The organism is Paraburkholderia sp. CNPSo 3281, from assembly GCF_024206515.1.
GTDB classification, from domain to species: domain Bacteria; phylum Pseudomonadota; class Gammaproteobacteria; order Burkholderiales; family Burkholderiaceae; genus Paraburkholderia; species Paraburkholderia nodosa.
The window spans coordinates 65,525-90,226 of sequence record NZ_JAMBPS010000021.1; the positions used below are offsets into that span (position 1 = coordinate 65,525).

The following is a 24,702-nucleotide window of genomic DNA, read 5'->3' on the forward strand; positions in this document are numbered from 1 at the left end:
TGGCGAGTCAGTTGCGAACGCAACGAAATCCCGCATAAACATACTGATAACGCGGCTGAAACCAGTTGCGGAACGTTGGCCGCAACATGCACTGGGCGGTGCGCGGCGAGCCGCCTTTCATTGCGTAGTGCTGACCGTCGAAGAAGTTTGCCGAATACCCTTCGTAGAACGGGAACGCCTTGAAGCCCGGCAGTGGACCGAAGAGCGTGGAGGTCCATTCCCAGCCGTTGCCGTACAGGCCTTCCACGCCCCACGTGCTGGCGCTGTCCGGTGTGGCGTCGACGGCCACCGGGTTCCAGTCGCGGAAGTCGAAGTTGTCGCTGCGGCCGGGCAGCGCGCCATGCGCCGCGCGCTGCCACTGCGCCTCGCTCGGCAGCGCCATGCCGCGCCAGCGCGCAAAGGCGCTGGCTTCGGCGTGGCTCACATACACGGGCCATGCAAGCGGCAATGCGATGTCTTCGAACATCGTGCGCAGCGTCCAGCCTTCGGCGCCGCGCGACCAGAATACGGGGTGCGCCACGAGTGCGCTTTCCTTCCAGGCCCAGTCCGCGTCGTTCCAGAGTTCGCGCTTCTGGTAGCCGCCGTCCTCGATAAATTCGAGAAACGCGGCATTCGTCACCATGTAGCGGTCGATCTCGAAGGCCGGCACGTCGACCTGCTGCTCGCCGAACTCGTTGTCCCAGCCGAACAGGCCTCGCTCGGCGCTCATGCCGAGTTCCGTGCGGCCCGCGGGCACCGGCACCGTTCCGGCCTTGACCGTATAGAGCGGGTCGGCGCGCGCGCCCGTAGCGGCGGGCGCCTGCTTTTGCGCGAACGGCAACTGGTGGAGCATGTAGGCGAGCGTTTCGACGTGCATGAGCCGATGTTCGATCGCGACGTTCAGCAACTGCCCTGGCGTGTCGTGATTCGAGGCATCGGGCGGCAGGTCGAGCGTCGAGAGCTGTGCGTCGATGCGGCTGCGTGCGTCGCGTCCGTAGGCCAGGACTTCGGCGAGGTCGGGCCAGTCGGCAGGCACATCGGTCGGCAGGCCGCCATCGACCGGATCGATGCCGAACGCGAACAGCTGGTCGAGGCGCGCATCGGCGGAGGGCACGTCGAACAGGCGCTTGTCGAAGAGGTTGCGGTCAAATGCTTCCAGATGACCGATATAGAACACGATGCGGTGCCGCTCGCGAATGGGCCGCTCGTACAGAAACTCGGGCTTGACGACGTTGAAGAGCGCGTCGCTGGCGGTGCGCGCCGCTTCGAGGCGGGCCGCGAGCGTGGGGGATTGCGCGAGATGCATTTCGGCGATTCTCCTTGCGTGGGCGTAGTACGAAACTTTAACCCTGCGCAGGAGTTGTGCCAACGGTGTTGCCGCGCCAGCGAGGCGCGGCGCCGGCACCCCGGGCGGGCCGCCCACCCGGGGTTTGCCGCGAATTACAGATGCCGCAGACCTTCGATATCGATGATACGGATCAGCTTGCCCTGTGCGTCGATCAGGCCGCGCTTTTGAAATCGCGACAGGGTGCGGCTCACCGTTTCGAGCGTCATGCCGAGATAGCTGCCCATGTCCTCACGCGTCATGCGCAGGTTGAACTCCGCATGCGAATAGCCGCGCTGGCCGTTGCGTTCGGAAACGTCCAGCAGGAACGCGGCGACGCGTTCGTCGGCAGAGAGCGAGCCGAGCACCATCATTTGCGACGATTCGCGGATGAGTTGCTCGCTCATGAGGCGGAGCAGCCGGTCTTGCATAGCGCCGGTTTCGCGGCACAAATGCTTGAGGGCCGAGTAGGGAATGAGGCAGACCGAGCTGTCTTCGAGCGCCACGGCACTGCAGGTGTGGAAGCCGGTGCTGATGCCGTCGAGGCCGAGCGGGTCGCCGGCCAGACGCAGGCCGGTGACCTGCTCGCGGCCGTCGCGGTGCGCCATGACCGTCTTGAGCGAGCCAGAACGCGCAACGTAGAGATTGTCGAATGCGTCGCCGGCGCGATACACGGCTTCGCCGCGCCGCACACTGCGCGCGGAGCAAATCAATGCTTCGAGTTTCGGCAGGTCGTCGAGCGTGAGGCCCTGAGGCATGCACAGGTGCCGCATGGCGCAAACCGAACAGCGCGTGGACGTGCGCGGCGCCGTCGTCAGGGGCGTGCGATTGCTGCGGCGCACGGTGGCTTGAGAAGCGACGGTATGGTTCAGCATGGACAATGCTCCTTTGATTTCTGTCCAGGCATTGTCCACCGGGGTCGAATCTCAGATTAGTGACAAAGCGACGCGCATTTAAGATGAATCGTTTTGAGCCTTGTCAGAAGCCGCTCGCGCGGCGTCTGACGGCGCGCAAGCGACTCTCCAATAACAGGCAAAACGGCCTGTGCTCAATGCGACTACTGCCCGGCATTTCCGGCGGCAGACGGGATGAGGAGGACGGGCAGCGTGGACTGCCGCACGCAGCGTTCGGCAACGCTGCCGAGGATGAGGCGCTGGAAGCCCCGGCGGCCGTGTGTGCCCATTACGATCAGGTCGGAGCCTGCGGTTTTCGCGGCGCTGAGCACGAGTGTCGGCACGTCGTCGAGCGAGGAGGCTTCGCCCGTGAGCATGGCGCCCTGCACGCCATGCTCTCCCATGGCCTTGTTCATTTCTTCCGCGAGTTCGTTGCCCTGCGCGATCATCTGGTTGCGCAGGATCGACGGGTCGTAGCCGGGCGCGTCGAAATACATGGGCGTGTTCTCGATCACGTAATACGGCTGCAGCGTCGCGCCCATCGCCTTCGCCAGATCGAGCGCGGCTTCGAAGGCGCGGCGCGAGGTGGCACTGCCGTCGACGGCGACAAGGATGCGTGTGTACATAAGACCTCCTCTTTGAGTGGGATCGAGAATCGCGCGGCCCCGGGCGATGCTGCGACGAGGCGGGCGCGGCGTGTCGTGACTGGCGAGAAGCTTAATGGATCGCCAGTAAACACGCAGCCGGACTGTATGAAATGTGGAAGGTGCAGGAAGGAAGATCAAGTGGGTTGCGTCGGAATATCGCAGCGCCGCCTGGTTTCATTTGCTATGTCGTTATGTTGCACGCGCACCGGCATACCGCTATCGTTGCCTCTTTTTCGCTCCGCGCAGTCTTCCCCTCCCGTGAAACCTTCCTCCGCTAACCTGCCGTTTCGCGACGCGTTGCTGGCCATGCTCGGCATCGGCCTCGTCAACATGCTCGTCGCACTCGATCAAACCGTCGTCAGCACCGCTTTGCCCTCGATCGTCGCCGAACTGCACGGTTTCGAGTTCTACGCGTGGATCGCGAGCGCCTACCTGCTGGCCTCGGTCGTGACGGTGCCCGTGTTCGGCCGGCTCGGCGACTACTTTGGCCGCAAGCGCTTCGTGATCGCCGCGGTGATTGTGTTTACGGCGGCCTCCGTGCTGTGCGGCCTCGCGACCGACATGCGTTTTCTGGCGGCGGCGCGGGCGCTGCAGGGCGTTGGAGGCGGGATGATGGTGGGCACGGCGTTCGCCTCGATTCCCGATCTCTTTCCCGACCCGCGTGCGCGGGTGCGCTGGCAGGTCGTCATGGCGGCCGCCTACGGCATCGGGACGGCGGCGGGGCCTTCACTGGGCGGCTGGCTCAGCGAGCACTTTGGCTGGCGCTCGACCTTTCTCGTCAATCTGCCGGTTGGCGCGCTTGCACTTTATTTCATCTGGGCGCATCTGCCGCGCTACCAGCCGGGGCGTACCGGCGAGGTGCGCATCGACTGGACGGGCGCCGCGCTCGTCGCACTGGTGCTGGGCGGTTTCCAGACCCTGATCGAGGCGGTGCCCCGGAGCGGCCTGACGACCGGCAACGGCGTGCTCGCGCTGGCAGTGCTCGCCGGCGCGGCGGCGCTGCTGGCCTGCGAGCGCCGCGCGACGCACCCGATCATCCCGCTTGACCTGTTTCGCGACCCGCAGCTCGTCACCTTGTTTACGCTCTCGACGCTCTCGGGCTTCGTGATGTTCTCGCTGATCTTTTTCGCGCCGCTCCTGCTGCAGGGCGGTTTCGGGCTGTCGCCCCAGGAGGCGGGGCTGCTCGCCACGCCGATTGCCGCCTGTATCGCGCTAGGCAGCCTGATCAACACGCGCATCGTGATCCGGCTACGCAAGCCCACGACGATTCTGACGGCCGGCTTCAGCTTGCTGGTCGCGGCTTCCGCCGGTCTTGCCTTCGCGTCCCGGCACACGGCGCACCTCTGGCTCGAGCTGGCGATGTCGGCGGTGGGTATCGGGCTCGGCTTCATCCTGAACAACCTGAATATCTTCGGTCAGGAGATTGCCGGGCGGGAGCGTTTCGGTATCACGACCGCCTTGCTCCAATCCACGCGGATGGTGGGCGGCATGCTCGGCACCAGCGTCGTGGCGACCATCGTCAACCATCGCTATGCGGCCGGAGTGGGGGACGCGCTGGCGGTGATCGGCGCGCCGCTGCAGCAGCGTTGGCAGCCCCAGCTCGCCGATCCGCGCGTGCTCATCGACCCGTCGTTGCGCGAGGGTCTCGTCGCGCAGATGAAGGCGGCAGGGCTCGACGGCGCGGCGCTGATCGATGCGGTGCGCCACGTACTGGTGGATGCGATCCATCTGGGCATCGGCCTGACGGGCTGCGCGGCGCTCGCGGCGGCCCTGTGCGTGGGGCGGATTTCCCATATCCGCTTCAGCCGCAGCGCCTCGGCGGCGCAGAAAACCGCTGAAGCGCGCGCCGACGAGGTCAAGGCCGATTAGGGGCCGCCGCGTTCGGGTGTACGCAGTCGGCGCAGGTTTTCGCGCTATATTTGTCTGACAAAAACAACAGCGTGTCTGGCTGAGCGAGAAGGGCAGCGCGTATTCGTCTCTGCGCGGCGTCGCCCTCAGGCGGCGTGGGCCATCGCCCCGAACAGCGCGTGGTGCGTTTGCTGGCTCATGGCGATTTCCAGCGCGACGGCATTCTCCACGCCGATGCGCATCGGCGCGCCAAGCCGCGTCAGCTCGATGCCCGTACGGCGCAGCAGGCGCTCCATCGGCGTCGTGGTCACCGTCACGTAGCTGTTGATGCCCGCCCGGTCGGCGAACGAGACGACCGCGCGCATCGCGCTCATCGTCACGTCGGCGAAGCCGAATGCCTGGTCATTGCCCGACTCGATGGCGAAGCGGCTCAGTTCCCAGATGTTGCGGGCCGTGGGCGCAGCCTTGCCCTGCAGCAGTTGCGGGAAGGTGTCGCGCAACATGTTGGGGCCTTCGGTGGGCATCAGGCGCCAGCAGCCGCGCACGTGGCCCGTGCCGTCCTGAATCAGCATGTAATGGGGCCCGAGCGCGTCGTAGCCGTCGATTTCCATCCCCGCGATGGTGGGAATGTCCCAGCCGAGGCGGTCGCGGAACACCCGCGCGCGCAGCCGGTACATTTCATTGATGTCCTCGTTGTCGAAGTCCTGTCTCAGTCCGATCCGTATCGCAGCTTGCATGACAACTCTCCCGATTTGTGTGGAAGCGCGGCAGTACGGTTCGAAAGCTATGCGTTATGAATATAAAAAAACACCTATCTAGATAGGTAGGTGCGCAGATAGGGCCTCTTAAGGAGAATCACTTCCGCGGCAGTCACTCATCAGGCATATCTGACAGCGAGAGTCATCATGGAACTTATGGGCAATCAATGGCACTCGGGTGCGAATACCATGTCGTCCCCCGGGGATCTGTCCTCGGTCGTCGACCGCGTCCTGATCATTGCGTATCGGAAGAAGAAGAAAGAGAGCCAGCGCCGCTTCTGGGCGCGTTTCGGCGTGACGCAGTCGCGCGGCAGCCGGTTCGAGTCGGGCGCGGAGATTCCGCCGCCGGTGTCGATCCTGCTCGGGCTGTATTTCAACAAGACGATTTCGGACGGCGACCTTGGGCGTGCCGAGCGCGTGTTGCGCGGCGAAGCACCGATGGTGCTTAGCCCGGGTCAATAAGACCCATCTGGGTCGCAATCACGGCTGCCGCTCGCCGTGAGTTAACGCCGAACTTCCCGCGAATGTTCTTCATGTGGAAGTTCACGACGGCCTCAGAGCAATTCAGGATGTGAGAAATTTCCCAAGTGGACTTGCCTAGCGCAGTCCACTTGAGGCATTCCTTTTCCCGTGGCGTGAGCTTGGGAATCAGCGACTGAACGTGGTCGTTCAGGTGCCGCTGGCTCGTGTCCAGCACGAGATCGCGCAGCAGGACGAGATTCGGCAACGCGCGGTTCACGTCGTCCCAGAACTTGTCTGTGGGATTCGCGTCGTTGACGAAGCAGAGCATGCCGATTTCCTGGCGTGGGCCATGGATCGGCAGGGTGATGCCTGCGCGCAGCCCGTACGAGCGGGCCTCCTCATACATCGATTGTTGCTGCTCGGTCGCGAAAAGCTCCGGCGACCAGATGAGCGGCGCCGAACGCGTGGTGCAATGCGACACGGTCGGGTCGAAGTAGGCCATTCCGTGGTCGTTGTACGTCTGCCGCCAGGCGGCCGAGTAGTTCGTGCGAATGAACGCGTCCTCGAGCCTCATGCCCGGGCGCGGCAAGATAGCCAGCATGAGCTGGCTGAATCCCCACGAGCTGGCGAGCTTCGCCACCGCGTCGAACCACGCTGCCTCTTCGGGCGCGTCGAGCACGGGCGACATCTGCTCAATAAAATGTAGAGGCACGTTCAACACTCTCCATCAGCGCTGGGCGAGATCGCGGGGCAAGCCCTCAGACACTCGCTCCTCGCTTCTTATGATGTAAGAATTTATCACTAAATTCCTATCTGATCCCCCCTCGTCTGCAATCCTCCCGCTTTGTGGGGTCATTTCTGTCAGATTTCGGTGACATCGGAGAGAGTTCTGCGGCTCCTGAACAAGCGCAGGTCTGCACGAAAAAAGTGCACTGCACCGAAGCTGAGACAAAGCCAGACGGCATTTCGAAAGCGGCAAAAGCGTGCAATTCGCCGGGACAATGCCGTTGATTTATCGGCTTTCATTAATTTTCAGGCTTTTCATTTCGAGTTTTAACTGCACTCGACTGGATACTGTCTATATCCGCCATTGCTACGAAATCGCCTGGATAATCGCAAACGATTCGCCGCGTCGTGAGCGGCGAATCGTTGTTCAGGGCTTGCGCTGCAACTCGATCACGCGCGTCGGTCGCAGGTGGTTGAGCGCGAAGTGCAGGCGTCCCGGGCTGCGGCGCACGCCCGCTTCGCGTGCGGCGTTGCGCTGCCAGTCGGCGTCGCTGGGCCCTTCCGGCGCGCTCATGCCGAGGTCGACGGCCTCGTATCCGGACTCCAGCGCGATCGGCAGCCGGTGTACGCCCTTGCGACTGTCGAAGCCCGCCAGGCCGTCATCGGCTTCGGCCACGCTGTTGACGAGCGTCGCATTGCTGGTCGTCACTTCATCGGGGCCGATGCAGCCTTCGCCCGCCAGGCGTGCCGCCTCGCGGTTTTTGCCGTCGGTGTCGACCGAGCTGTCGTGCGTGCGGTCGTTGTGGAGTTCGGCGCTGCGCGGCCGCGACGTCGACGCGCTCACATCTCCCACATTCGATTTTTGCATGTCGTCGGGACGATTCATGATGCTTCCTCCTTGGAAGATCTGGGTGCCTGCGTTCAGCAGGCCATTCCGCAAGCGCCGTTCCGCTGCAGCGCCGCACCCTTGAATCGGGATGAAAAGCAAGCCGGTTCGCCAGGAGAACGCCTCCAGCGATGTTGCATTTTTTTCGTTGGTTTGCGCTTTTTCCCAGGAGTATGATCCTCTTTCAACGAGTTGGCGCGCTTTCGATTAATGGGCCGGGCGAGGGCTCATGCTGTGGCTTTGCCGCACGATCTTGAATGCACGCGCCAAATAAAATGGACGAGGCAGTCAGGGGCGGGTGACACACATGCACTTCGACGCTGCATTTACGCATCGTGGCTATTTGCTGAATTGCGCACCGGCGCGTGCCGGTGACGGCACGTATCAACCGTATGTCGTGATTTCGCGCTCGAGCGACGGCGAACTCGTTGCCAACCGATTTTTCCCTGCCGAATTGCGCTTTTCCGATGAGGCGGCCGCGATCGCCCATGCGCGCGACTGGGCCGTGCGCTGGATCGACGCGAGCACGGTCACGCTTTGAGCGCGCGCGCCCCGCGGGCATAGCCCGACTTCGAGGGCGCTTCGGCGAACTCCCGCAAAACGCGGTAATCTCTGGGGTCGATACACCACTCCCGCACAGACCCTGCGTCTGCTGCCGCATCACCATGTCCAAAGCTGCTTCCCCCGACTGGGGTCTCGAACAGATCGTCGCCGATCTGCGTGCGTCGCGTGAAGAGCGGCACCGCACGCGCCATCCACTCGGTATCCGCGAACTGCCGTCACGCGATGCGGTCGTCAACATCGTGGCCGGCCTGCGCGCCGCGCTCTTTCCAACGCATTACGGCGCCCCCGACCTGACCGACGAGAGCATCGACTACTACGTGGGCCATACGCTCGACAGCACCTTGCGGCTGCTTGCCGAGCAGATTCGCCGCGCGTTGCGCTTCCTGCCGGAAAGCTCGCAGGCGAGCGACGACGAACTGCGCGCGCGCGCATTCGACGTGGCGCGCGAGTTCGGCCGGCAACTGCCCGACATTCGCGCGCTACTCGTAAGCGACATTCAGGCAGCGTTCACGGGCGACCCGGCCGCGCAGCACATCACCGAGATCCTGCTGTGCTACCCGGGTGTGTGGGCGATGACGCATCATCGGCTCGCGCATGCGCTGCACCGTCTCGGCGTGCCGCTGCTCGCCCGCTTCATCAACGAGATCGCGCATTCGGCAACGGGCATCGACATTCACCCAGGCGCACAGATCGGTTCGAGCTTCTTCATCGACCACGGCACGGGCGTCGTGATCGGCGAGACGGCGATCATCGGCGAGCGCGTGCGCGTGTATCAGGCCGTGACGCTCGGTGCGAAGAGTTTCGCGGCCGACCTCGACGGTACGCTCGTGAAGGGCAATGCGCGCCATCCGATCGTCGAGGACGATGTGGTGATCTACGCGGGCGCGACGATTCTCGGCCGCGTGACGATCGGGCGCGGCTCCGTGATTGGCGGGAACGTGTGGCTCACGCATAGCGTGCCGCCGGGCAGCAGCGTGCGCCAGGGCAAGATTCGCGAGATCGAGCGGGGCGACGAAGGTCCGCTCAAGTAAGGAGGGGAACGGGACACGCGGTCCCGTTCTTTATCGGCTGGTTGCGTTCAGGTATTCGCGACGCTCATTGCACCCGGATTGCCGACGATCGCGAGAAACTCGCGGCGCGTGGAAGGATCGGTGCGGAACGTGCCGAGCATGCGCGACGTCACCATCGCCACACCCGCCTTGTGCACCCCGCGCGTGGACATGCATTGATGCGCTGCTTCGAGTATCACGCCCACGCCCTTGGGCTGCAGGATTTCATTGAGCGTGTCGGCGATCTGCGCGGTCATCTTCTCCTGGATCTGCAGGCGCTTCGCGAACGCGTCGACGAGACGCGCGAGCTTCGAGATACCCACCACGCGATGCTCGGGCAAATACGCCACGTGTGCGCGCCCGATGATCGGCACCATGTGATGCTCGCAGTAGCTCTCGAAGCGGATGTCCTTCAACACGATCATTTCGTCGTAGCCGTCCACCTCCGAGAAGGTGCGTGACAGGATTTCGCGCGGATCGATCTCATAGCCCGCGAAGAATTCCTCATAGGCGCGCACGACGCGACCCGGTGTATCGAGCAGCCCTTCGCGAGCGGGATCGTCCCCGGCCCAGCGCAACAGCACGCGCACGGCGTCCTCGGCTTCGGCGCGCGACGGGCGCGTGGCGGTCGTGCTCGTCACGCTCTTGCGTTGCTTCGCACCTTGGGTCGCGCTTTGTTTCGCGCCTTGCTTCGATTTCCCGGCCTTTTTTTCTTCGCTCATGCATGGGCTCCTGACAGGTGGGAGGACGCCGCTCTGGCGTGCACCACGAGCGCCCATTGTTTCATGTTTTGCCGTGCTTGGCGCGAGGGCTCATTTGGGCCATTCGTCCATGGCGTCGTTGAACAGTTCTGCCACGATGCTTCGCAGCCATTCGCCACGCGGCGCATTGTGATACTTGCGATGCCAGTGCTGCTTGAGATCGAAACGCGGCAACTGCAGCGGCGGCTCGACGAGCGTGATCGATGCATGCTCGGACACATAGGCGAAGCCGATGGCATGCGGCACGGTCGCGATGAGGTCGGAGCGCGTGAGAATGAACGGCAGGCTCATGAAGTGAGGCGTTTCGAGCACGGCGCGGCGGCGCATGCGCCTTTTCTCCAGATACTGTTCCAGCACTTCCTGACTGCGTCCCTCGGCGCGCACGACGGCATGGCCCATGGCGAGAAACTGCTCGATCGTCATGGCCTTGCCCGCGAGCGGATGCCCGCTGCGCATCATGCAGATGAAGCGGTGCGTGAAGAGGCGCTGCTGGAAGAAGTTGTTGCCGCCGAGGTCGGGGAAATAACCGACCGCGAGATCGATGTCGCCCGATTCGAGACCGCGCTCGACCTGGTTTGGCGGCAGCGACACCGAGCGCAGGTTCGCGTTGGGCGCGCGCTCGGCGAACACCTGCAGGAGACGCGGAAGAAACACGATCTCACCGACGTCGGAGAGCGCGATGGAGAACGTGTGCGTGCTGGTGGCGGGATCGAAGTCCTGCGCCTGCAGCATGCCTTTCTCGATGCGCACCAGCGCGTCGCGCGCGGCGGGAATGAGGCCGAGCGCGCGCGGCGTGGGCTCCATGCCGCGCGAGGTGCGCACGAAGAGCGGGTCGCCGAAGAACTCGCGCAGCTTGCCGAGCGCCGTGCTCACGCGCGGCTGGCTCACGCCGAGGCGCTCGGCGGCGCGGCTCACGTTGCGCGTTTCCTCCATGGCCACGAGAAAGGGGATGAGATTCAGATCGAGGTCTTGCATGAAAGGCGGCGGCGCTGATTATGTCGAAATCGGATAAAGACTAGTCGATGAATCGGAATTCCGGATATTGGGGTATGTGCCCACGGGCGCGCCTCGCCTGAAGGACGGGCCGCGCGTGCGATCCGGCGTGCGCCGGCGCCGATTTGAAGTAGATTCCTGTGTGGGTAGACCCGCCTTGACAAGCGCTGGAATCCGCTCCGATAATGCGCTTGACGTTCGCTAAACGAATCAGTGTTCGTATATAGAACTTTTCGCGATCGAGTGACGTGGACCTTCCGCGATGCGCATCGCTTTCAGGAACAGGCATGATCAACAAGATTTTCGACTCGCTTCAAGCCGCCGTGGCCGATGTGCATGACGGCGCCACGGTGATGATCGGCGGCTTCGGCACGGCCGGTATGCCCGCCGAACTGATCGACGCGCTCATCGAGCAGGGCGCGCGCGACCTCACCATCGTCAACAACAACGCAGGCAACGGCGACATCGGCCTCGCGGCGCTGCTCAAGGCGAAGCGTGTGCGCAAGATCATCTGCTCGTTCCCGCGCCAGACCGACTCGTATGTGTTCGACGCGCTCTATCGCGCCGGCGAAATCGAGCTCGAACTCGTGCCGCAAGGTAATCTGGCCGAGCGCATCCGCGCCGCTGGCGCCGGCATTGGCGGCTTCTTCACGCCCACGGGCTACGCCACGAAGCTCGCCGAAGGCAAGGAAACGCGCCTGATCGACGGCCGTCACTATGTGCTCGAAGCGCCGCTGCACGCCGACTTCGCGCTCATCAAGGCGTACAAGGGCGATCGTTGGGGCAACCTCGTCTATCGCAAGACGGCGCGCAACTTCGGGCCGATCATGGCGAGCGCGGCGAAGGTCGCCATCGCGCAGGTTTCGGAAGTCGTCGAACTCGGCCAGCTCGATCCGGAAAACATCGTGACGCCCGGCATTTTCGTGCAACGCGTCGTGGCAGTGCCGCAAGCGGCGCATCAAGCGCACGCCGACCAAAGCGGCCAGGCAGCCTGAAGGAACGGAGAGAGGCAATGAAACGACTGAATCGCGATGAAATGGCCAAGCGCGTGGCCGCGGACATTCCCGAAGGCGCGTATGTGAATCTCGGCATCGGCGTTCCGACGCTGGTGGCCAACCACCTCGATCCGAGCAAGGAAATCTTCCTGCACAGCGAGAACGGCCTGCTCGGCATGGGCCCGGCGCCCGCGCCCGGCGAGGAAGACGACGAGCTCATCAACGCGGGCAAGCAGCACGTCACGCTGCTCACCGGCGGCGCCTTCTTCCACCACGCCGACTCGTTCGCGATGATGCGCGGCGGCCACCTCGACTACTGCGTGCTCGGCGCGTTCCAGGTGTCGGTCAATGGCGACCTCGCGAACTGGCATACCGGCGCGCCCGACGCGATTCCGGCCGTGGGCGGCGCGATGGACCTCGCACTCGGCGCCAAGCAGGTGTTCGTCATGATGGAATTGTTGACGAAGCAGGGCGAAAGCAAGCTCGTGAGCGAATGCTCGTACCCGGTGACGGGCGTGGGCTGCGTGGGCCGCATCTATACCGACCTCGCCGCGTTCGACGTCACGCCCGAAGGCCTCGCTGTGCGCGAGATCTATTCGGACATCGATTTCGACGCGCTGCAGAAGCTAGCCGGCGTGCCGCTGATCGACGCGACGCAAAACCGCCGCGCAGCGTAAACTGTTCGTAGACGTGCGCATCGTTCGCACGTGAGTGGCGCGGCAACCGTCGGCATTCGTCGACGGTTGCCGCGCCCGCTTCATTCCGTCTGTATCTGAACGCCTGCTTTTTTCCGCGCGCCACTCTCCATGATTGAACGCCTCACGAGCCTGATCTGCGGGACCGAACCGATGAATGCGGTCTGGTCTCCCGATGCCACGCTGCAACGCATGCTGGACGTCGAAGCGGCGCTCGCGCGCGCCTCGGCAGCGCATGGCGTGATTCCGCAGTCGGCCGTGGCCGCGATCGTCGAGGCCTGCGCGGCGGATCAGCTCGATGCGCCGGCGCTCGCACGCGACGCCGCGCTGGGCGGCAACCTGGCGATCCCGCTCGTCAAGCAGCTCACGGCGCGCGTGAAGACCGCCGACCCCGAAGCCGCCAAGTACGTTCACTGGGGCGCCACGAGCCAGGACATCATCGACACGGCCACCGTGCTGCAGTTGCGCGACGCGCTCGCGCTGATCGAGCGCGGCATCGACGCGCTCTGCGCGACGCTGGCGGACCTCGCGCGCACGCATCGCGCGACGCCGGCGGTCGGGCGCACGTGGCTGCAGCAGGCGCTGCCTATCACGCTCGGCTTGAAGTTTGCGCAATGGCTCGACGCGATGCTGCGCCATCGCGAGCGCGTTGCCGTGCTGCGCGAGCGGGCGCTCGTGCTGCAGTTCGGCGGCGCGGCCGGCACGCTCGCGAGCCTGCGCGACGCCGCCCCGGCAGTGAGCGCCGCGCTCGCGCAAGAACTCGGGCTCGCGCCGCCTGCCTTGCCGTGGCACACGCAGCGCGACCGCATTGCCGAAGCCGCGTCGTTCTTCGGCATGCTCATCGGCACGCTCGGCAAGATCGCGCGCGACATTTCCTTGCAGATGCAGACCGAAATCGGCGAGCTGGGCGAACCGGCGGTGGCAGGCAAGGGCGGTTCCTCGACCATGCCTCACAAGCGCAATCCCGTCGGTTGCGCAGCCGTCCTGACGGCTGCCGCGCGCGCGCCGGGCCTCGTCGCGACGGTGTTCGCGGGCATGGTCCAGGAACACGAGCGCGCGCTCGGCGGCTGGCAAGCTGAGTGGGATGCGCTGCCCGATCTTGCGCGCCTCGCTGGCGGCGCGCTCGCGCAGATCGAACAGATCACTGCCGGACTCGAAGTGCGGCCCGAACGGCTCACAGCGAATCTCGACTTCACGCACGGCCTCATTCTCGGCGAAGCCGTGATGCTCGCGCTCGGCGACCAGATCGGGCGTCTGGACGCGCATCATCTCGTTGAGCACGCATCGAAAGCGGCGGTGCAAAGCGGCCGGACTCTGTATGAAGTCCTCGCGGCGGATCCCGCCGTTACCCGGCACCTGGACGAAGCGCGCCTCAAGGCGCTGCTCGATCCGGCCAATTACGTGGGACAGGCGCACGCGTTCGTCGACGCGGTGCTCGCGTCGTATGAAGCGAAAGCGAAGCAACGCACGTCCCATTGATCATAGAAGACACACGAGGAGTAACACGCATGCCTTACGCAGCCGTCAACGACACGCATTTGTTCTACCGCATCGACGGTGCGGAGAACCACTCGGCGCCATGGGTGGTTCTGTCGAATTCGCTCGGTAGCGACGTGTCGATGTGGACGCCGCAGATCGTCGAGTTCACGAAGCATTTCCGCGTGCTGCGCTACGACACGCGCGGCCACGGCCACTCGGCGGCGCCGCTGGGCCCGTACACCATCGAGCAACTGACTGGCGACGTAATCGGCCTGATGGACCAGCTTGGCATCGAACGCGCGCATTTCGTGGGTGTTTCGATGGGCGGCCTGACCGGCGTCGGCCTCGGCGCGCGTTACGCCAACCGCATCGATCGCCTCGTGCTGTGCAATACGGCCGCGAAGATCGGCTCGCCGGAAGTGTGGGTCCCGCGTGCGGCGAAGGCTCGCAGCGAAGGCATGCTCGCACTCGCCGACGCGGTGCTGCCGCGCTGGTACACGCCCGAATTCATCGCGAACAATGCGCTTGTGATGTCGCAAGTGCGCGACGTGTTCGTGCATACCGACAAGGACGGCTATGCTTCGAACTGCGAAGCGATCAACGCTGCCGACCTGCGCGGCGAGGCGCCGTCGATCAAGGCGCGTACGCTCGTGATCTCGGGCACGCACGATCTGGCCGCGACGCCCGCCCAAGGACGCGAACTGGCCGAATCGGTGCCGGGCGCACGCTATGTCGAGCTGAACGCCGCGCACATCTCGAACGTCGAGCAGGCGGACGAGTACAACAAGATCGTGGTCGATTTCCTGCTGGGGGCGTGATGAACGACGAAGACCGCTACGAAGCCGGCATGAAGGTGCGCCGCGCGGTACTGGGCGACGCGCACGTCGATCGTTCGCTCGCCAACCGCACCGAAGTGACCGAAGAATTCCAGAACTTCATTTCGCGCTACGCGTGGGGTGAGATCTGGACGCGTGATGGCTTGCCGCGCCACACGCGCAGCCTGCTGACGATCGCGATGATGGTCGCGCTCAACCGCAGCGAAGAACTTGCGCTGCATCTGCGCGCCGCGCGCAACAACGGCGTGACGCGCGACGAGATCAAGGAAGTGTTGCTGCAGACCGCGATTTACTGCGGCGTGCCGGCGGCGAACTCGGCGTTCCATCTCGCCGACCGCATCTTCCGCGAGCAGGACGCCGAGCAGGCCTGATCGTGCGGTGACAACACGCGGGGCACTCGCCCCGCGTTCAGTCGAACACCGGCGACTCCACGCCGAGCACCTTGTGCAGGCGCGTGCTGGTCGTCGTGTACTGCAGATGAATTTTCTTTTCGGGAAACACATGATGCGCCGCGCCGAACGCAGCGAGCGCGGCTTCGTGAAAGCCGGAGAGAATCAGCTTCTTCTTGCCCGGGTAAGTATTGATATCGCCGACGGCAAAGATGCCCGGCACGCTTGTTTCGAAGCGCGCCGTATCCACCGGCAACTGCTTGCGTTCGATTTCAAGACCCCATTGCGCGATCGGCCCGAGTTGTGGCGACAAGCCGTAGAAGACCAGCAGGTAATCGAGATCCAGCGAGCGCGTGACGCCGTCGCCCCCGGTTACCTTGATGCGCATGAGCTTGCCGCGTTCGTCGTCGAAGCCGGTCAGTTGGCCGACGATGGACTGCATGCGCCACTCCTCGCATAGCGCGTGCATCTTCGCGACCGTTGCCGGCGCCGCGCGATAGCCCTCACGCCGATGCAGCAGAATCACGCTCTGCGCGACGTCCACGAGTTGCAGCGCCCAATCGAGCGCCGAATCGCCGCCGCCGCACACCACGACGTCCTTGTCGCGAAAGCGCTCGAGATCGCGCACGCGATAGAACAACTGCGTGTCGCGGTAACGCTCGATACCGCTCAGCTTGAGCGTGCGCGGCTGAAACGAGCCCACGCCCGCCGCGATGAACACCGTCTTCGTCAGAAACTGCGTACCCTTGCTCGTCTGCACGAAAAAGCGGCCGTCGGCGCGCGGCTCGACGATTTGCACTTCCTGGCCGAGATGGAACGTCGCGCCAAAAGGCTCGATTTGCTGCATCAGCGCATCGACTAGTTGTTGCCCGGTGCACATCAGCACCGCCGGAATGTCGTAGATCGGCTTGTCGGGGTAAAGCTCGGCACACTGGCCGCCCACCACCGGCAGCGAATCGACCACGTGTGCGTGGATTTCCATCAGGCCGAGTTCGAACACCTGGAAAAGTCCCACCGGCCCGGCACCGATGATGAGCGCATCGGTTTCGACAAGTTGGGGCGGGAAGTAAACGTTGCGCTCGTTCATCGGCGAGCTCTCCTTGCAAGAGGCAGGGATAATGATCAAGAGTCCTATTCTTCGGGCTGCACGTCGGCTACATAACGGCGCAGGCAGGCGAGCAGCGCGGCCTCCTCGGCGCGGCTCGCCGCGTCGCTGGCCGAACCCGCGTCGCGTTCTTCGCCGAACATGGCCGCGGGCGCGGGGATCGTGTCGACCACGCGGCCGTCACGGAACACACGGATTTGACGGGTCGCTTCCCCATACTCGGCGATCCAGTGGACGCCCTCGATATGCGTGCCGATGCGGACTGGCATCTTCATGAGATTCCCTCCTGGCCAGCGCACGTCGGTCGATGCGCGCTCGCCGCAATCGCGTTTGTTATGGCGGATAGGGCAACGATACGCCGATGGCGCGCGCTGTGCTTGAACCCGGTCCTCGCGCGTACGGCTGCGCAATCCTGCTGCCTGCGTATTGCATGGGTCGAACGGCCGAAAAAAGAAAAGGCGGCCCGACCCCGGGCCGCCTTTGCGGCGGATTACCAAATGAAAGCAGGCGCGAGTGTTGGTTCGCTCGTGCCTCGCGCGTTACTGCACGGTGGCGAGCACGTCGCGCACCGTGCCGAACAGGCGAGCGATTTCCTCTTCGGTCACGATCAGCGGCGGCGAGAACGCGAGAATGTCGCCCGTGAAGCGGATCAGCACGCCCGCCTCGAAGCACTTTACGAAAACCTCGTAAGCGCGCGCGCCCGGCGCGCCGTCGCGGGAGTCGAGTTCAACGCCGGCAACGAGGCCGAGATTGCGCACGTCCTTCACGTGCTTCTCGCCGCGCAGCGCATGCGCGGCGGCCTCGAACTTCGGCGCGAGCGCTCCGGCGCGCTCGAACAGGCCCTCGCGGCGATACAGGTCCTGCGTCGCGATCGCGGCCGCGGCGGCGAGCGGGTGTGCCGAGTACGTATAGCCATGGAACAGCTCGATTGCGCCCTGCGCGCCGCTGTTCACGATCGTGTCGTGAACCGTGCGGCTCGCGGCCACGCCGCCCATCGGCACGGCGGCGTTGTTGATCGCCTTGGCCATGGTGATGATGTCGGGCGTCACGCCGAAATACTCGCTGGCCGTGGCCTTGCCGAGGCGGCCGAAGCCTGTGATGACCTCGTCGAAAATCAGCAGGATGCCGTGCTTCGTGCAGATCTCGCGCAGACGCTGCAGATAGCCTTGCGGCGGAATCAGCACGCCGGTCGAGCCCGCCACGGGCTCGACGATCACTGCGGCGATGGTCGAGGCGTCGTGCAGCGCGACGATGCGCTCAAGGTCGTCAGCGAGATGGGCGCCCCAGGCCGGCTGGCCCTTCGAGAACGCGTTGTGCTCGAGATCATGCGTGTGCGGCAGATGATCGACTGCGGGCAGCAGCTGGCCCGAGAACGCCTTGCGATTCGGCCCGATGCCGCCCACCGAGATGCCGCCGAAGCCCACGCCGTGATAGCCGCGCTCGCGGCCGATCAGCTTGGTGCGCTGGCCTTCGCCGCGTGCGCGATGGTAGGCGAGCGCGATCTTCAGTGCGGTGTCGACCGACTCCGAGCCGGAGTTCGTGAAGAACACGCGGTCGAGCCCGGCCGGCATGATTTCCGCGATCTTCTGGGCCGCTTCGAACGCGAGCGGGTGGCCCATCTGGAACGTGGGGGCGAAGTCGAGCGTCGCGGCTTGCTGGGCGATGGCCGCGACGATTTCCTCGCGCGCATGGCCTGCGTTCACACACCAGAGGCCCGCGCTGCCGTCGAGCACTTCGCGCCCATCGGTCGTGCGGTAGTACATGCCCTTGGCCGATTCGAGCAGGCGCGGCGCGGCCTTGAACTGGCGGTTGGCGGTGAAGGGCATCCAGAACGACGAGAGATCGTCGATGACGGGGCGCGAAGTCATGCGTGCTTCTCCTCAGGTGGGTTTGGTTCAACTGTAGCGCCGAGGCTTGAACGACGGCATAGACAGTCTCTATACTGCTCTGCAAACCGTGCTGGACAATTCTCGCCAACTGTATTGGTCGGCGCCCCGAATCGTACGGGTTTTCCCTCGCACTATACGCTTGCTTTCCCGATGATCGAACTCGAACTGGAGCGCGGCCGCGGCGTCACGACGACGCTTGTCGAGCAGCTCGTGCAGGGCTTCACGCGCGCGATCGAAGCGCAATCGCTGCGCGCCGGCGCGCTGCTGCCTTCGGTGCGGCAGCTCGCGCAAACCCACGAGCTATCCACCTATACAGTGACCGAGGCGTACAACCGTCTCGTTTCGATGGGCTTCGTCGTTGCGCGGCGTGGCTCGGGCTACCGCGTGGCGCCCCGCAACGACTCGGCGCGCGCGAGCGCAGCGGGCTGGCAGCCGCCCACGCTGACGGCGACCTGGCTGCTCTCCGACGTGTTCGCCGATCATTCGGTGCCGATCAAGGCGGGCTGCGGCTGGGTGCCGGGCGAGTGGATCAACGAAAGCGGCCTGCAGCACGCGTTGCGCGCCATGAGCCGGGTGCCGGCCGTGCGGCTTGGCGACTACGGGCACCCGTACGGTTACGCGCCGCTGCGCGAGCGCATCGCGGCGCAACTGGACCGGCAGGGGCTGCCTGTCGAAGTGTCGAACGTCCTGCTCACGCAGGGCGCGACGCAGGGGCTCGATCTCATCGTGCGTACGCTGCTGCGGCCCGGCGACACGGTGCTCGTGGAAGACCCCGGCTACTGCAATCTGCTGCAGATACTCAAGCTCGCGGGGCTCACGGTGCACGGCGTGCCGCGCACGCCCGCCGGGCTCGACATCGAGGCGCTCGAGCGCCAGGTGGCGGCGCACCAGCCGAAGGCGATCTTCGTGAACACGACGCTGCAGAATCCCACCGGTGCGACGTATGCGATGTCGAATGCCTTCCGCTTGCTGCAGATCGCCGAGCGCCAGCGCATGTGGGTCGTCGAGGACGATGTGAGCCGCGAGCTTGCGCCGCCTGGCGCGCCGCTGCTCGCGGCGATGGAAGGCTTGCAGCGCGTGCTGTACGTCAGCGGCTTTTCGAAGACGGTCACGCCTTCGCTGCGTTGCGGCTATGTGGTCGCCGAGCGCGATGTGCTGCGCGAACTGGCGCGCGCGAAGATGGCGGTGGGGCTCACCTCGTCGGCGACCATCGAGCGCATGGTCGACAAGGTCTTGCTCGAAGGGCGCCACGCGCGCCACGTCGAACTCGTGAACGAACGGCTGAAGGCCGCGCATGCCTGCGTGGAGGAGCGGCTCGACGCGCTGGGGCTCGAGATATTCCACCGGCCGCGCGCGGGGCTGTTCGTGTGGGCGCGGCTTGCCATCGAGCCCGAACGGTCCGGCGCGATCGCCACGGCGGCGCTGCGCGATGGCATCTGGCTCGCGCCTGGCTCCTATTTCAGGCCGGACGACGAACCGAGCGCGTGGTTTCGCTTCAACGCGCCGTATTCGACCGACGATGCGCTGTGGCGGTTTATCGAGCGCGCGCGCTAGGGCGTGCGAGAGGGCGCATGGTTAAAACAGACTCTGCTGCCCCGACATCAACGTATCGAAATCCTCGCGCAGGAAAGGCAGGATCGCGTCCGCAACGGGCTGTAGCTGCCGGCTCACATAGAACGCGTAATCGAGCGGCGAACTCAGCGTTTCGAGCGGCTCGGGGCCGGCCGTCGTTATCACGTAGCTGATCCAGCCGCCGTTCTGATACTGCAGCGGTCGGCCTTTCGCGCGATTGAACTCGTCCGCGACACGAGCCGCCCGCACATGCGGCGGCACGTTGCGCTGGTACTCGACGAGCGGCCGCCGCAGGCGCTTGCGATAGACGAGCTGGTCGTCCAGCTCGCCGTTGAGCGTGCGCCGCACATAGTCGCGGATGTACTCCACGTAGGGCTCGCGCTGGAAAATGCGCCGGTACAGTTCGCGCTGGAATTCCTGCGCGAGCGGCGTCCAGTCGGTGCGCACCGTTTCGAGGCCCTTGAACACGACTTCTTCGCCGCCGTTCCTGGCAAGCGTGAGGCCCGCGTAGCGCTTTTTGCTGCCTTCTTCCGCGCCGCGCACCGTGGGCATGAGAAAGCGCGAGTAATGGCGTTCGAACTGCAGTTCCAGAGCGCTTTGGAGACCGAAGCGTTCCTGCAGTTCGGCCTTCCACCAGGCATTGACGTGCTCGACGAGTTGCTGGCCGGTTCGCGTGGCGCCGGCTTCGCTGTGCGCGTGCTTGAGCCAGACGAAGGTCGAGTCGGTGTCGCCGTAAATCACGTCGTAGCCTTGCGCCTCGATGAGCTGACGGGTTCTGCGCATGATCTCGTGCCCGCGCATCGTGATCGAAGAGGCGAGGCGCGGGTCGAAGAAGCGGCAGCCGGTCGATCCGAGCACGCCGTAGAACGCGTTCATGATGATCTTGAGCGCCTGCGAAAGCGCAGCGTTGTGCTGCCGCTTCGCATGTTCGCGGCCCTCCCAGACCTGTCGCACGATTTCCGGCAGACAGTGCTTCTCGCGGGAAAAGCGCGCGCCGAGAAAGCCGGGCACGGACGCGTCGTCGCCGGGGTTGCCCAGACCTTCGATGAGCCCGACGGGATCGATCAGGAAGGTGCGGATGATCGAGGGGTAGAGGCTCTTGTAATCGAGCACGAGCACCGAATCGTAGATGCCGGGGCGCGAGTCCATGACGAAGCCGCCGGGGCTGTTTTCGCCCACCACGTCGCCGAGATTCGGCGCGACGTAGCCGAGCCGATGCATTTTCGGCAGATACAGATGTGTGAACGCGGCTACCGAGCCGCCGCTGCGATCCACGGGAAGCCCCGTTACGGATGCGCGTTCGAGCAAAAAGGCCATCAGTTCGGTTTTCTCGAAGACGCGCGTAACCAGCTCGCAGTCCTTGAGGTTGTAGCGGGCCAGCGCGGGTTTGTCTTCGTCGAAGCGGCGCTGGATCTCGTCCATGCGCTGATACGGATTGTCGATCGACTTGCCTTCGCCGAGCAGCGCCTGAGCGACGTATTCGAGGCTGAACGACGGAAAGCTCCAGGTGGCCGAGCGTAGCGCCTCGATACCATCGATGATGAGGCGGCCCGCGGCGCCCGCGAAGAAGTGATTCTCCCGCATGCCGTGCTCGCGCCACTCCATGACCTCGCCGCCGCGTCCAAGACGCAGGGGCACGCCGGTTTGCTGGCCGTGCGCGTGCAACACGCGCAAATCGAACTGCACGAGATTCCAGCCGATGATCGCGTCGGGATCGTGCTGCGCCATCCATGCGTTGAGGCGTTCGAGCATCTGCGCGCGGCTCTCGCAGTATTCGAAGTCGAAGTCGATCTGGCTCGCGTCGCCGTTTGCGGGGCCGAGCATGTAGACCTGGCGTTGTCCGCAGCCTTCGAGCGCGATGGAATAAAGCTCGCCCTGGGCGCTCGTTTCGATGTCGAGCGACACCAGTCGCAGGCGCGGGCGATAGCCGTTGGCGGGTTTCATCTCGCCGTCGAGCAGCACGCCGCTTTCGTCAGGGCTATCCACATCGCCGCGGAACAGCACGGGCGCCGTGATGAAGCGCTCCATCATGTAGCGCTCCGGCGGCTGGATGTCGGCTTCGTAGACGTCGACGCCCGCTTTGGCGAGGCGCTTGGCGTGCCCGGCCAGAGCGCGATATTGCGGCGAATAGAGCCCCAGCACCGGGCGGCGCTGGAAGTCTCGCAGATTGAGCGGGCGTAACTCGGTGCGTGCGTCGCCCTTTAGCGCGGCGCGGGCCGCGGCTTCCTGGGCGGCCGGCACGAATGCGACAGAAGGTTGGGGGCGCAGGCGCAACTGGCGCGGCCCTGCGTCGGTCGCGAGCCAGAAGTCGACCTCGGTGTGTTCGCCCGTATCGCGCCAATGGCGGGTGAGAATAAAGCCCGCTTCAAACTCAGACAAAGTGTGACCCCGCCGCCCATGTTTCCCGCTTGCGATTGTAGCGTTTGAGCCGGAGTATGGCGGCGGGTCGTTTTAACGTTGAAGCAGGTGCACGAACATCGGATACAGCGAAACGACCAGCGAAAGCGCCATAAAAATATTGAACGCGCGCAGCCGCCGCGGATTCGACAGAAAACGCCGCATGCTGGTGCCGAACGCGGCCCAGATGCAGATGCAGGGCAGACCGATCACATAGAACAGGAAGGCCATCGCCATCGTGTTGGTGCCGAAGTTCGCGCAAAGGCGGATCGTGGTGGCGGCCGTGAGCACCATCATCCACGCCTTGGGATTGACCCACTGGAACGCGATGGCTTCGTGAAAGCGCATGGGCCGGTGCTCGCCGCTCTTCACTTTGATGTCGCCCGAGGTGCCGATTTTCCACGCGAGATACAGCAGGTACGCAATGCTCGCGATCTCCAGCACGGTATAGAGCGACGGGACATGCCTGAACACCTGGCCAAGCCCGAAGCCCACCGAGAGCATCAGCACGACCACGCCCGCGCTAATGCCGAGAATGTGCGGCACCGTGCGACGAAAACCGAAGTTGACGCCGGAAGCGAGCAGCATGGTGTTATTGGGGCCGGGCGTGATGCTCGTGACCACGACGAAGAGCATGCCGGCGGGCAGCGCGCTGAGCATTTCGGGCAGCATGATGCGAGGGGCTCCGGAAAGAGAAGACAGAATCGACGGAACCAGTTTATCGACAGTAATCGGTACAGTACCGGTACAGTTGTGAGGACGCTGAGCAGTACGGATTGGGGGCGTGAAGGCGCTGAGTGGCATCCACGCAACCGGCGCGCAGGGCGCGAGCGGCGCGCGCCACGCGAGTTCATAGCTCGGATTCGATCGGCAGAAGGCCAAGGAACCAGACGCTTGTACGCCGCATGAACGAGACGTCGGGTTCCGAGTCGAGTGCTGTTTCTGTCCCGTTTGCGGCGGTATCAATCCAGACAATCCGGCTTTTGCCGTTCGTGTCAGTGCGTAATTCCACTCGCCAGGCGATCTGGTCCAGATGCGGCTCGACGTCATCGATCACCTGGCCCGCAATCGCCGGACTGTCGCAGAGTACGCCAACTTCCGTATTGAGTTTGCTAGAGCGAGGGTCGAGATTCATCGAGCCAATGAAGATGCTCTGTCGATCGAATACATACGTTTTCGCATGCAACGAGGCCCTTGAAGAGCCAAAGAACTTGCGTTGCGATTTGACGCTGGTCGACCCCACCGGCTTCAGTTCATAGAGGCGCACGCCTGCCGCTAGCAGGGCTTCACGATAGTGTTGGTATCCGGCATTGACGGCAACGACGTCGGTTGCAGCCAGCGAGTTTGTGAGCACCGTGACGTGTACGCCATGCGCGGTCAAGTCGCTTATCCACGCAACGCCCTCTTTTCCCGGCACGAAGTATGGCGAGATGATGAGCATCTCGTGCGTGGGTTTGAGATTCAGGGCCGCAAATTGCGTCATCAGGTGACCTTGCGGGTCAGTCGGGGCGCGTGTCACCTTGGAAGGGTCGTCGTATAGAAGCGTGGCTTTTCCCCATGAAAAGGCGGTATCGCCAGGTATCAGGACCGTGGCCAACTGCTCTCTCGCTTGCACGACGTAAGGCGCGTCATGTTCGGACTTGATATATTCGTCCAGCTTCGCGCGGTAGGCGGCTAGCGCGGACGGATCCGCCGGATGCCCCACCAGCTGTTCTATCGAATAACTCGATTCGGAATTCCAGAACGCATCGAATGCTCCGGAGACTTTCCGGACGATGGGACCATGCACCAGCACGTCGAGATCGCCGAACGCCACCACGTTCGAAGCGCCGAAGTATTCGTCGCCGATATTGCGTCCGCCTAGAATGGCGGCTTCATTGTCCGCAATCATCGCCTTGTTGTGCATGCGCCGGTCGACGCGGGAAAACTCCAGGGCAGTCGCGAGTGACTTGAAGTGACGGCTCGCGACCGGATTGAATAGCCGTACCTTTACGTTGGGGTGCGAGCTGAGTGCGAGCAGAACCTGGTCATCTGCGTTCGTGCCAAGGTCGTCGAGCAGTACACGAACGCGTACGCCGCGGTCTGCCGCCTTGAGCAACGCGGCCGCCAGTTCGCGGCCCGTCAGGTCGTCGTGCCAGATGTAGTACTGCAGGTCTAGCGAACGCTCTGCCGTTGCCGCGAGTACGATGCGGGCCACAATTGCATCGGTGGGGTCGGGCAGCAAGTGGAACGCACTGTCTCCCGGGTGCTTCTGCTCTTCAGGCACAAAGAGCACGCCGAGTCGAGTGGATTCCGTGTTCTGAAGGGCAAGCGTTTGTGGTTGGTTCGTCTGCGGCGGCAGACTGGCGCACGCAGCCAACAGGAAAGCAAGAACAATGGCGATAAGGCGCCTGAGTTTTGTCATGTCCTCACCTTGCTGTCGGGCCCAGTCGGATCAACCGCGTTCGGCGAAGGG

General features: G+C 64.3%; 24 protein-coding genes. 10 read left to right on the forward strand and 14 right to left on the reverse strand.

The window, feature by feature from the left end; translation table 11 throughout:
* Positions 1-7: 7 nt before the first annotated feature.
* The 3 genes from M3I56_RS21000 to M3I56_RS21010 all read right to left on the reverse strand — a co-directional run bounded on the left by M3I56_RS21000 (position 8) and on the right by M3I56_RS21010 (position 2,822).
* On the reverse strand, positions 8-1,285 hold the full coding sequence (locus M3I56_RS21000; protein ID WP_254355648.1) for an SUMF1/EgtB/PvdO family nonheme iron enzyme: 1,278 nt from the start codon (positions 1,283-1,285) through the stop codon (positions 8-10).
* A 134-nt stretch (positions 1,286-1,419) separates the two neighbouring features.
* Positions 1,420-2,178: a helix-turn-helix domain-containing protein gene (locus tag M3I56_RS21005; RefSeq protein WP_254355649.1), complete on the reverse strand. Its 759-nt coding sequence runs from the start codon at positions 2,176-2,178 to the stop codon at positions 1,420-1,422.
* A 182-nt stretch (positions 2,179-2,360) separates the two neighbouring features.
* Positions 2,361-2,822: a universal stress protein gene (locus M3I56_RS21010; RefSeq protein ID WP_028206374.1), complete on the reverse strand. Its 462-nt coding sequence runs from the start codon at positions 2,820-2,822 to the stop codon at positions 2,361-2,363.
* Positions 2,823-3,149: 327 nt separating this feature from the next.
* Here M3I56_RS21010 and M3I56_RS21015 point away from each other — a divergent pair, with 327 nt between their 5' ends.
* Positions 3,150-4,712, forward strand: a complete 1,563-nt coding sequence (locus M3I56_RS21015; protein ID WP_254355689.1) for an MFS transporter — start codon at positions 3,150-3,152, stop codon at positions 4,710-4,712.
* 125 nt (positions 4,713-4,837) lie between these two features.
* Here M3I56_RS21015 and M3I56_RS21020 read toward each other — a convergent pair whose 3' ends face one another.
* Complete coding sequence (locus M3I56_RS21020) at positions 4,838-5,428, reverse strand: acyl-homoserine-lactone synthase (protein WP_028206373.1); 591 nt, start codon at positions 5,426-5,428, stop codon at positions 4,838-4,840.
* Between the two features lie 168 nt (positions 5,429-5,596).
* Between M3I56_RS21020 and M3I56_RS21025 the strand changes: the two genes are divergently transcribed.
* Positions 5,597-5,911, forward strand: coding sequence for a helix-turn-helix transcriptional regulator (locus M3I56_RS21025; protein WP_035514098.1), 315 nt, complete (start codon positions 5,597-5,599; stop codon positions 5,909-5,911).
* Here the strand turns inward: M3I56_RS21025 and M3I56_RS21030 are convergent.
* Both M3I56_RS21030 and M3I56_RS21035 read right to left on the reverse strand, forming a co-directional pair.
* Positions 5,895-6,599 (reverse strand): LuxR family transcriptional regulator, encoded by a 705-nt coding sequence (locus M3I56_RS21030; RefSeq protein WP_028206371.1) that lies wholly within the window; start codon positions 6,597-6,599, stop codon positions 5,895-5,897. The two genes, M3I56_RS21025 and M3I56_RS21030, sit on opposite strands and share 17 nt — an antisense overlap.
* Positions 6,600-7,064: 465 nt before the next feature.
* Positions 7,065-7,505 (reverse strand): DUF3005 domain-containing protein, encoded by a 441-nt coding sequence (locus M3I56_RS21035; protein ID WP_254355690.1) that lies wholly within the window; start codon positions 7,503-7,505, stop codon positions 7,065-7,067.
* A 325-nt stretch (positions 7,506-7,830) separates the two neighbouring features.
* Here M3I56_RS21035 and M3I56_RS21040 point away from each other — a divergent pair, with 325 nt between their 5' ends.
* Entirely contained in the window at positions 7,831-8,064 is a 234-nt protein-coding gene (locus M3I56_RS21040) for a hypothetical protein (protein WP_028206369.1), read from the forward strand.
* Between the two features lie 124 nt (positions 8,065-8,188).
* Positions 8,189-9,118 (forward strand): serine O-acetyltransferase EpsC, encoded by a 930-nt coding sequence (gene epsC, locus M3I56_RS21045; protein ID WP_254355650.1) that lies wholly within the window; start codon positions 8,189-8,191, stop codon positions 9,116-9,118.
* Between the two features lie 47 nt (positions 9,119-9,165).
* Here the strand turns inward: epsC and folE are convergent, their stop codons facing one another.
* Both folE and M3I56_RS21055 read right to left on the reverse strand, forming a co-directional pair.
* On the reverse strand, positions 9,166-9,858 hold the full coding sequence (gene folE / locus M3I56_RS21050; protein WP_254355651.1) for a GTP cyclohydrolase I FolE: 693 nt from the start codon (positions 9,856-9,858) through the stop codon (positions 9,166-9,168).
* Between the two features lie 90 nt (positions 9,859-9,948).
* Positions 9,949-10,872: a LysR family transcriptional regulator gene (locus M3I56_RS21055; RefSeq protein WP_254355652.1), complete on the reverse strand. Its 924-nt coding sequence runs from the start codon at positions 10,870-10,872 to the stop codon at positions 9,949-9,951.
* A 305-nt stretch (positions 10,873-11,177) separates the two neighbouring features.
* Here M3I56_RS21055 and M3I56_RS21060 point away from each other — a divergent pair, with 305 nt between their 5' ends.
* The 5 genes from M3I56_RS21060 (at position 11,178) to pcaC (ending at position 15,266) form a co-directional block, all read left to right on the forward strand.
* The gene (locus tag M3I56_RS21060) at positions 11,178-11,885 is read left to right on the forward strand and encodes a 3-oxoacid CoA-transferase subunit A (RefSeq protein ID WP_254355653.1); all 708 of its coding nucleotides are present in this window, start codon (positions 11,178-11,180) and stop codon (positions 11,883-11,885) included.
* A 17-nt stretch (positions 11,886-11,902) separates the two neighbouring features.
* Complete coding sequence (locus M3I56_RS21065) at positions 11,903-12,562, forward strand: 3-oxoacid CoA-transferase subunit B (protein WP_042260188.1); 660 nt, start codon at positions 11,903-11,905, stop codon at positions 12,560-12,562.
* Positions 12,563-12,691: 129 nt separating this feature from the next.
* Complete coding sequence (locus M3I56_RS21070; RefSeq protein WP_254355654.1) at positions 12,692-14,059, forward strand: 3-carboxy-cis,cis-muconate cycloisomerase; 1,368 nt, start codon at positions 12,692-12,694, stop codon at positions 14,057-14,059.
* Positions 14,060-14,088: 29 nt separating this feature from the next.
* Positions 14,089-14,877, forward strand: a complete 789-nt coding sequence (gene pcaD / locus M3I56_RS21075) for a 3-oxoadipate enol-lactonase (RefSeq protein WP_254355655.1) — start codon at positions 14,089-14,091, stop codon at positions 14,875-14,877.
* Positions 14,877-15,266, forward strand: a complete 390-nt coding sequence (gene pcaC, locus M3I56_RS21080) for a 4-carboxymuconolactone decarboxylase (RefSeq protein ID WP_028206361.1) — start codon at positions 14,877-14,879, stop codon at positions 15,264-15,266. The genes pcaD and pcaC overlap by 1 nt, the downstream gene beginning before the upstream one ends.
* A gap of 37 nt (positions 15,267-15,303) precedes the next feature.
* Here the strand turns inward: pcaC and M3I56_RS21085 are convergent, their stop codons facing one another.
* From M3I56_RS21085 to M3I56_RS21095, 3 genes are all read right to left on the reverse strand, one after another.
* A complete protein-coding gene (locus tag M3I56_RS21085) occupies positions 15,304-16,371 on the reverse strand; it encodes an NAD(P)/FAD-dependent oxidoreductase (RefSeq protein ID WP_254355656.1) in 1,068 nt (355 codons plus the stop codon).
* Between the two features lie 44 nt (positions 16,372-16,415).
* Positions 16,416-16,664: a hypothetical protein gene (locus tag M3I56_RS21090; RefSeq protein WP_254355657.1), complete on the reverse strand. Its 249-nt coding sequence runs from the start codon at positions 16,662-16,664 to the stop codon at positions 16,416-16,418.
* Between the two features lie 264 nt (positions 16,665-16,928).
* The gene (locus M3I56_RS21095; RefSeq protein WP_254355658.1) at positions 16,929-18,257 is read right to left on the reverse strand and encodes an aspartate aminotransferase family protein; all 1,329 of its coding nucleotides are present in this window, start codon (positions 18,255-18,257) and stop codon (positions 16,929-16,931) included.
* 171 nt (positions 18,258-18,428) lie between these two features.
* On the opposite strand from M3I56_RS21095, the gene M3I56_RS21100 reads away from it, so the two are divergent.
* Entirely contained in the window at positions 18,429-19,832 is a 1,404-nt protein-coding gene (locus tag M3I56_RS21100) for a PLP-dependent aminotransferase family protein (protein ID WP_254355659.1), read from the forward strand.
* 21 nt (positions 19,833-19,853) lie between these two features.
* On the opposite strand, the gene M3I56_RS21105 is transcribed toward M3I56_RS21100, so the two are convergent.
* From M3I56_RS21105 to M3I56_RS21115, 3 genes are all read right to left on the reverse strand, one after another.
* Positions 19,854-22,229 (reverse strand): DNA polymerase II, encoded by a 2,376-nt coding sequence (locus M3I56_RS21105; RefSeq protein WP_254355660.1) that lies wholly within the window; start codon positions 22,227-22,229, stop codon positions 19,854-19,856.
* A 72-nt stretch (positions 22,230-22,301) separates the two neighbouring features.
* Positions 22,302-22,919 carry a LysE family translocator gene (locus tag M3I56_RS21110; protein WP_254355661.1) on the reverse strand — a complete coding sequence of 206 codons (618 nt, stop codon included), beginning with the start codon at positions 22,917-22,919 and terminating at the stop codon, positions 22,302-22,304.
* A 178-nt stretch (positions 22,920-23,097) separates the two neighbouring features.
* Complete coding sequence (locus tag M3I56_RS21115) at positions 23,098-24,651, reverse strand: phospholipase D family protein (RefSeq protein WP_254355662.1); 1,554 nt, start codon at positions 24,649-24,651, stop codon at positions 23,098-23,100.
* Positions 24,652-24,702: the final 51 nt, after the last annotated feature.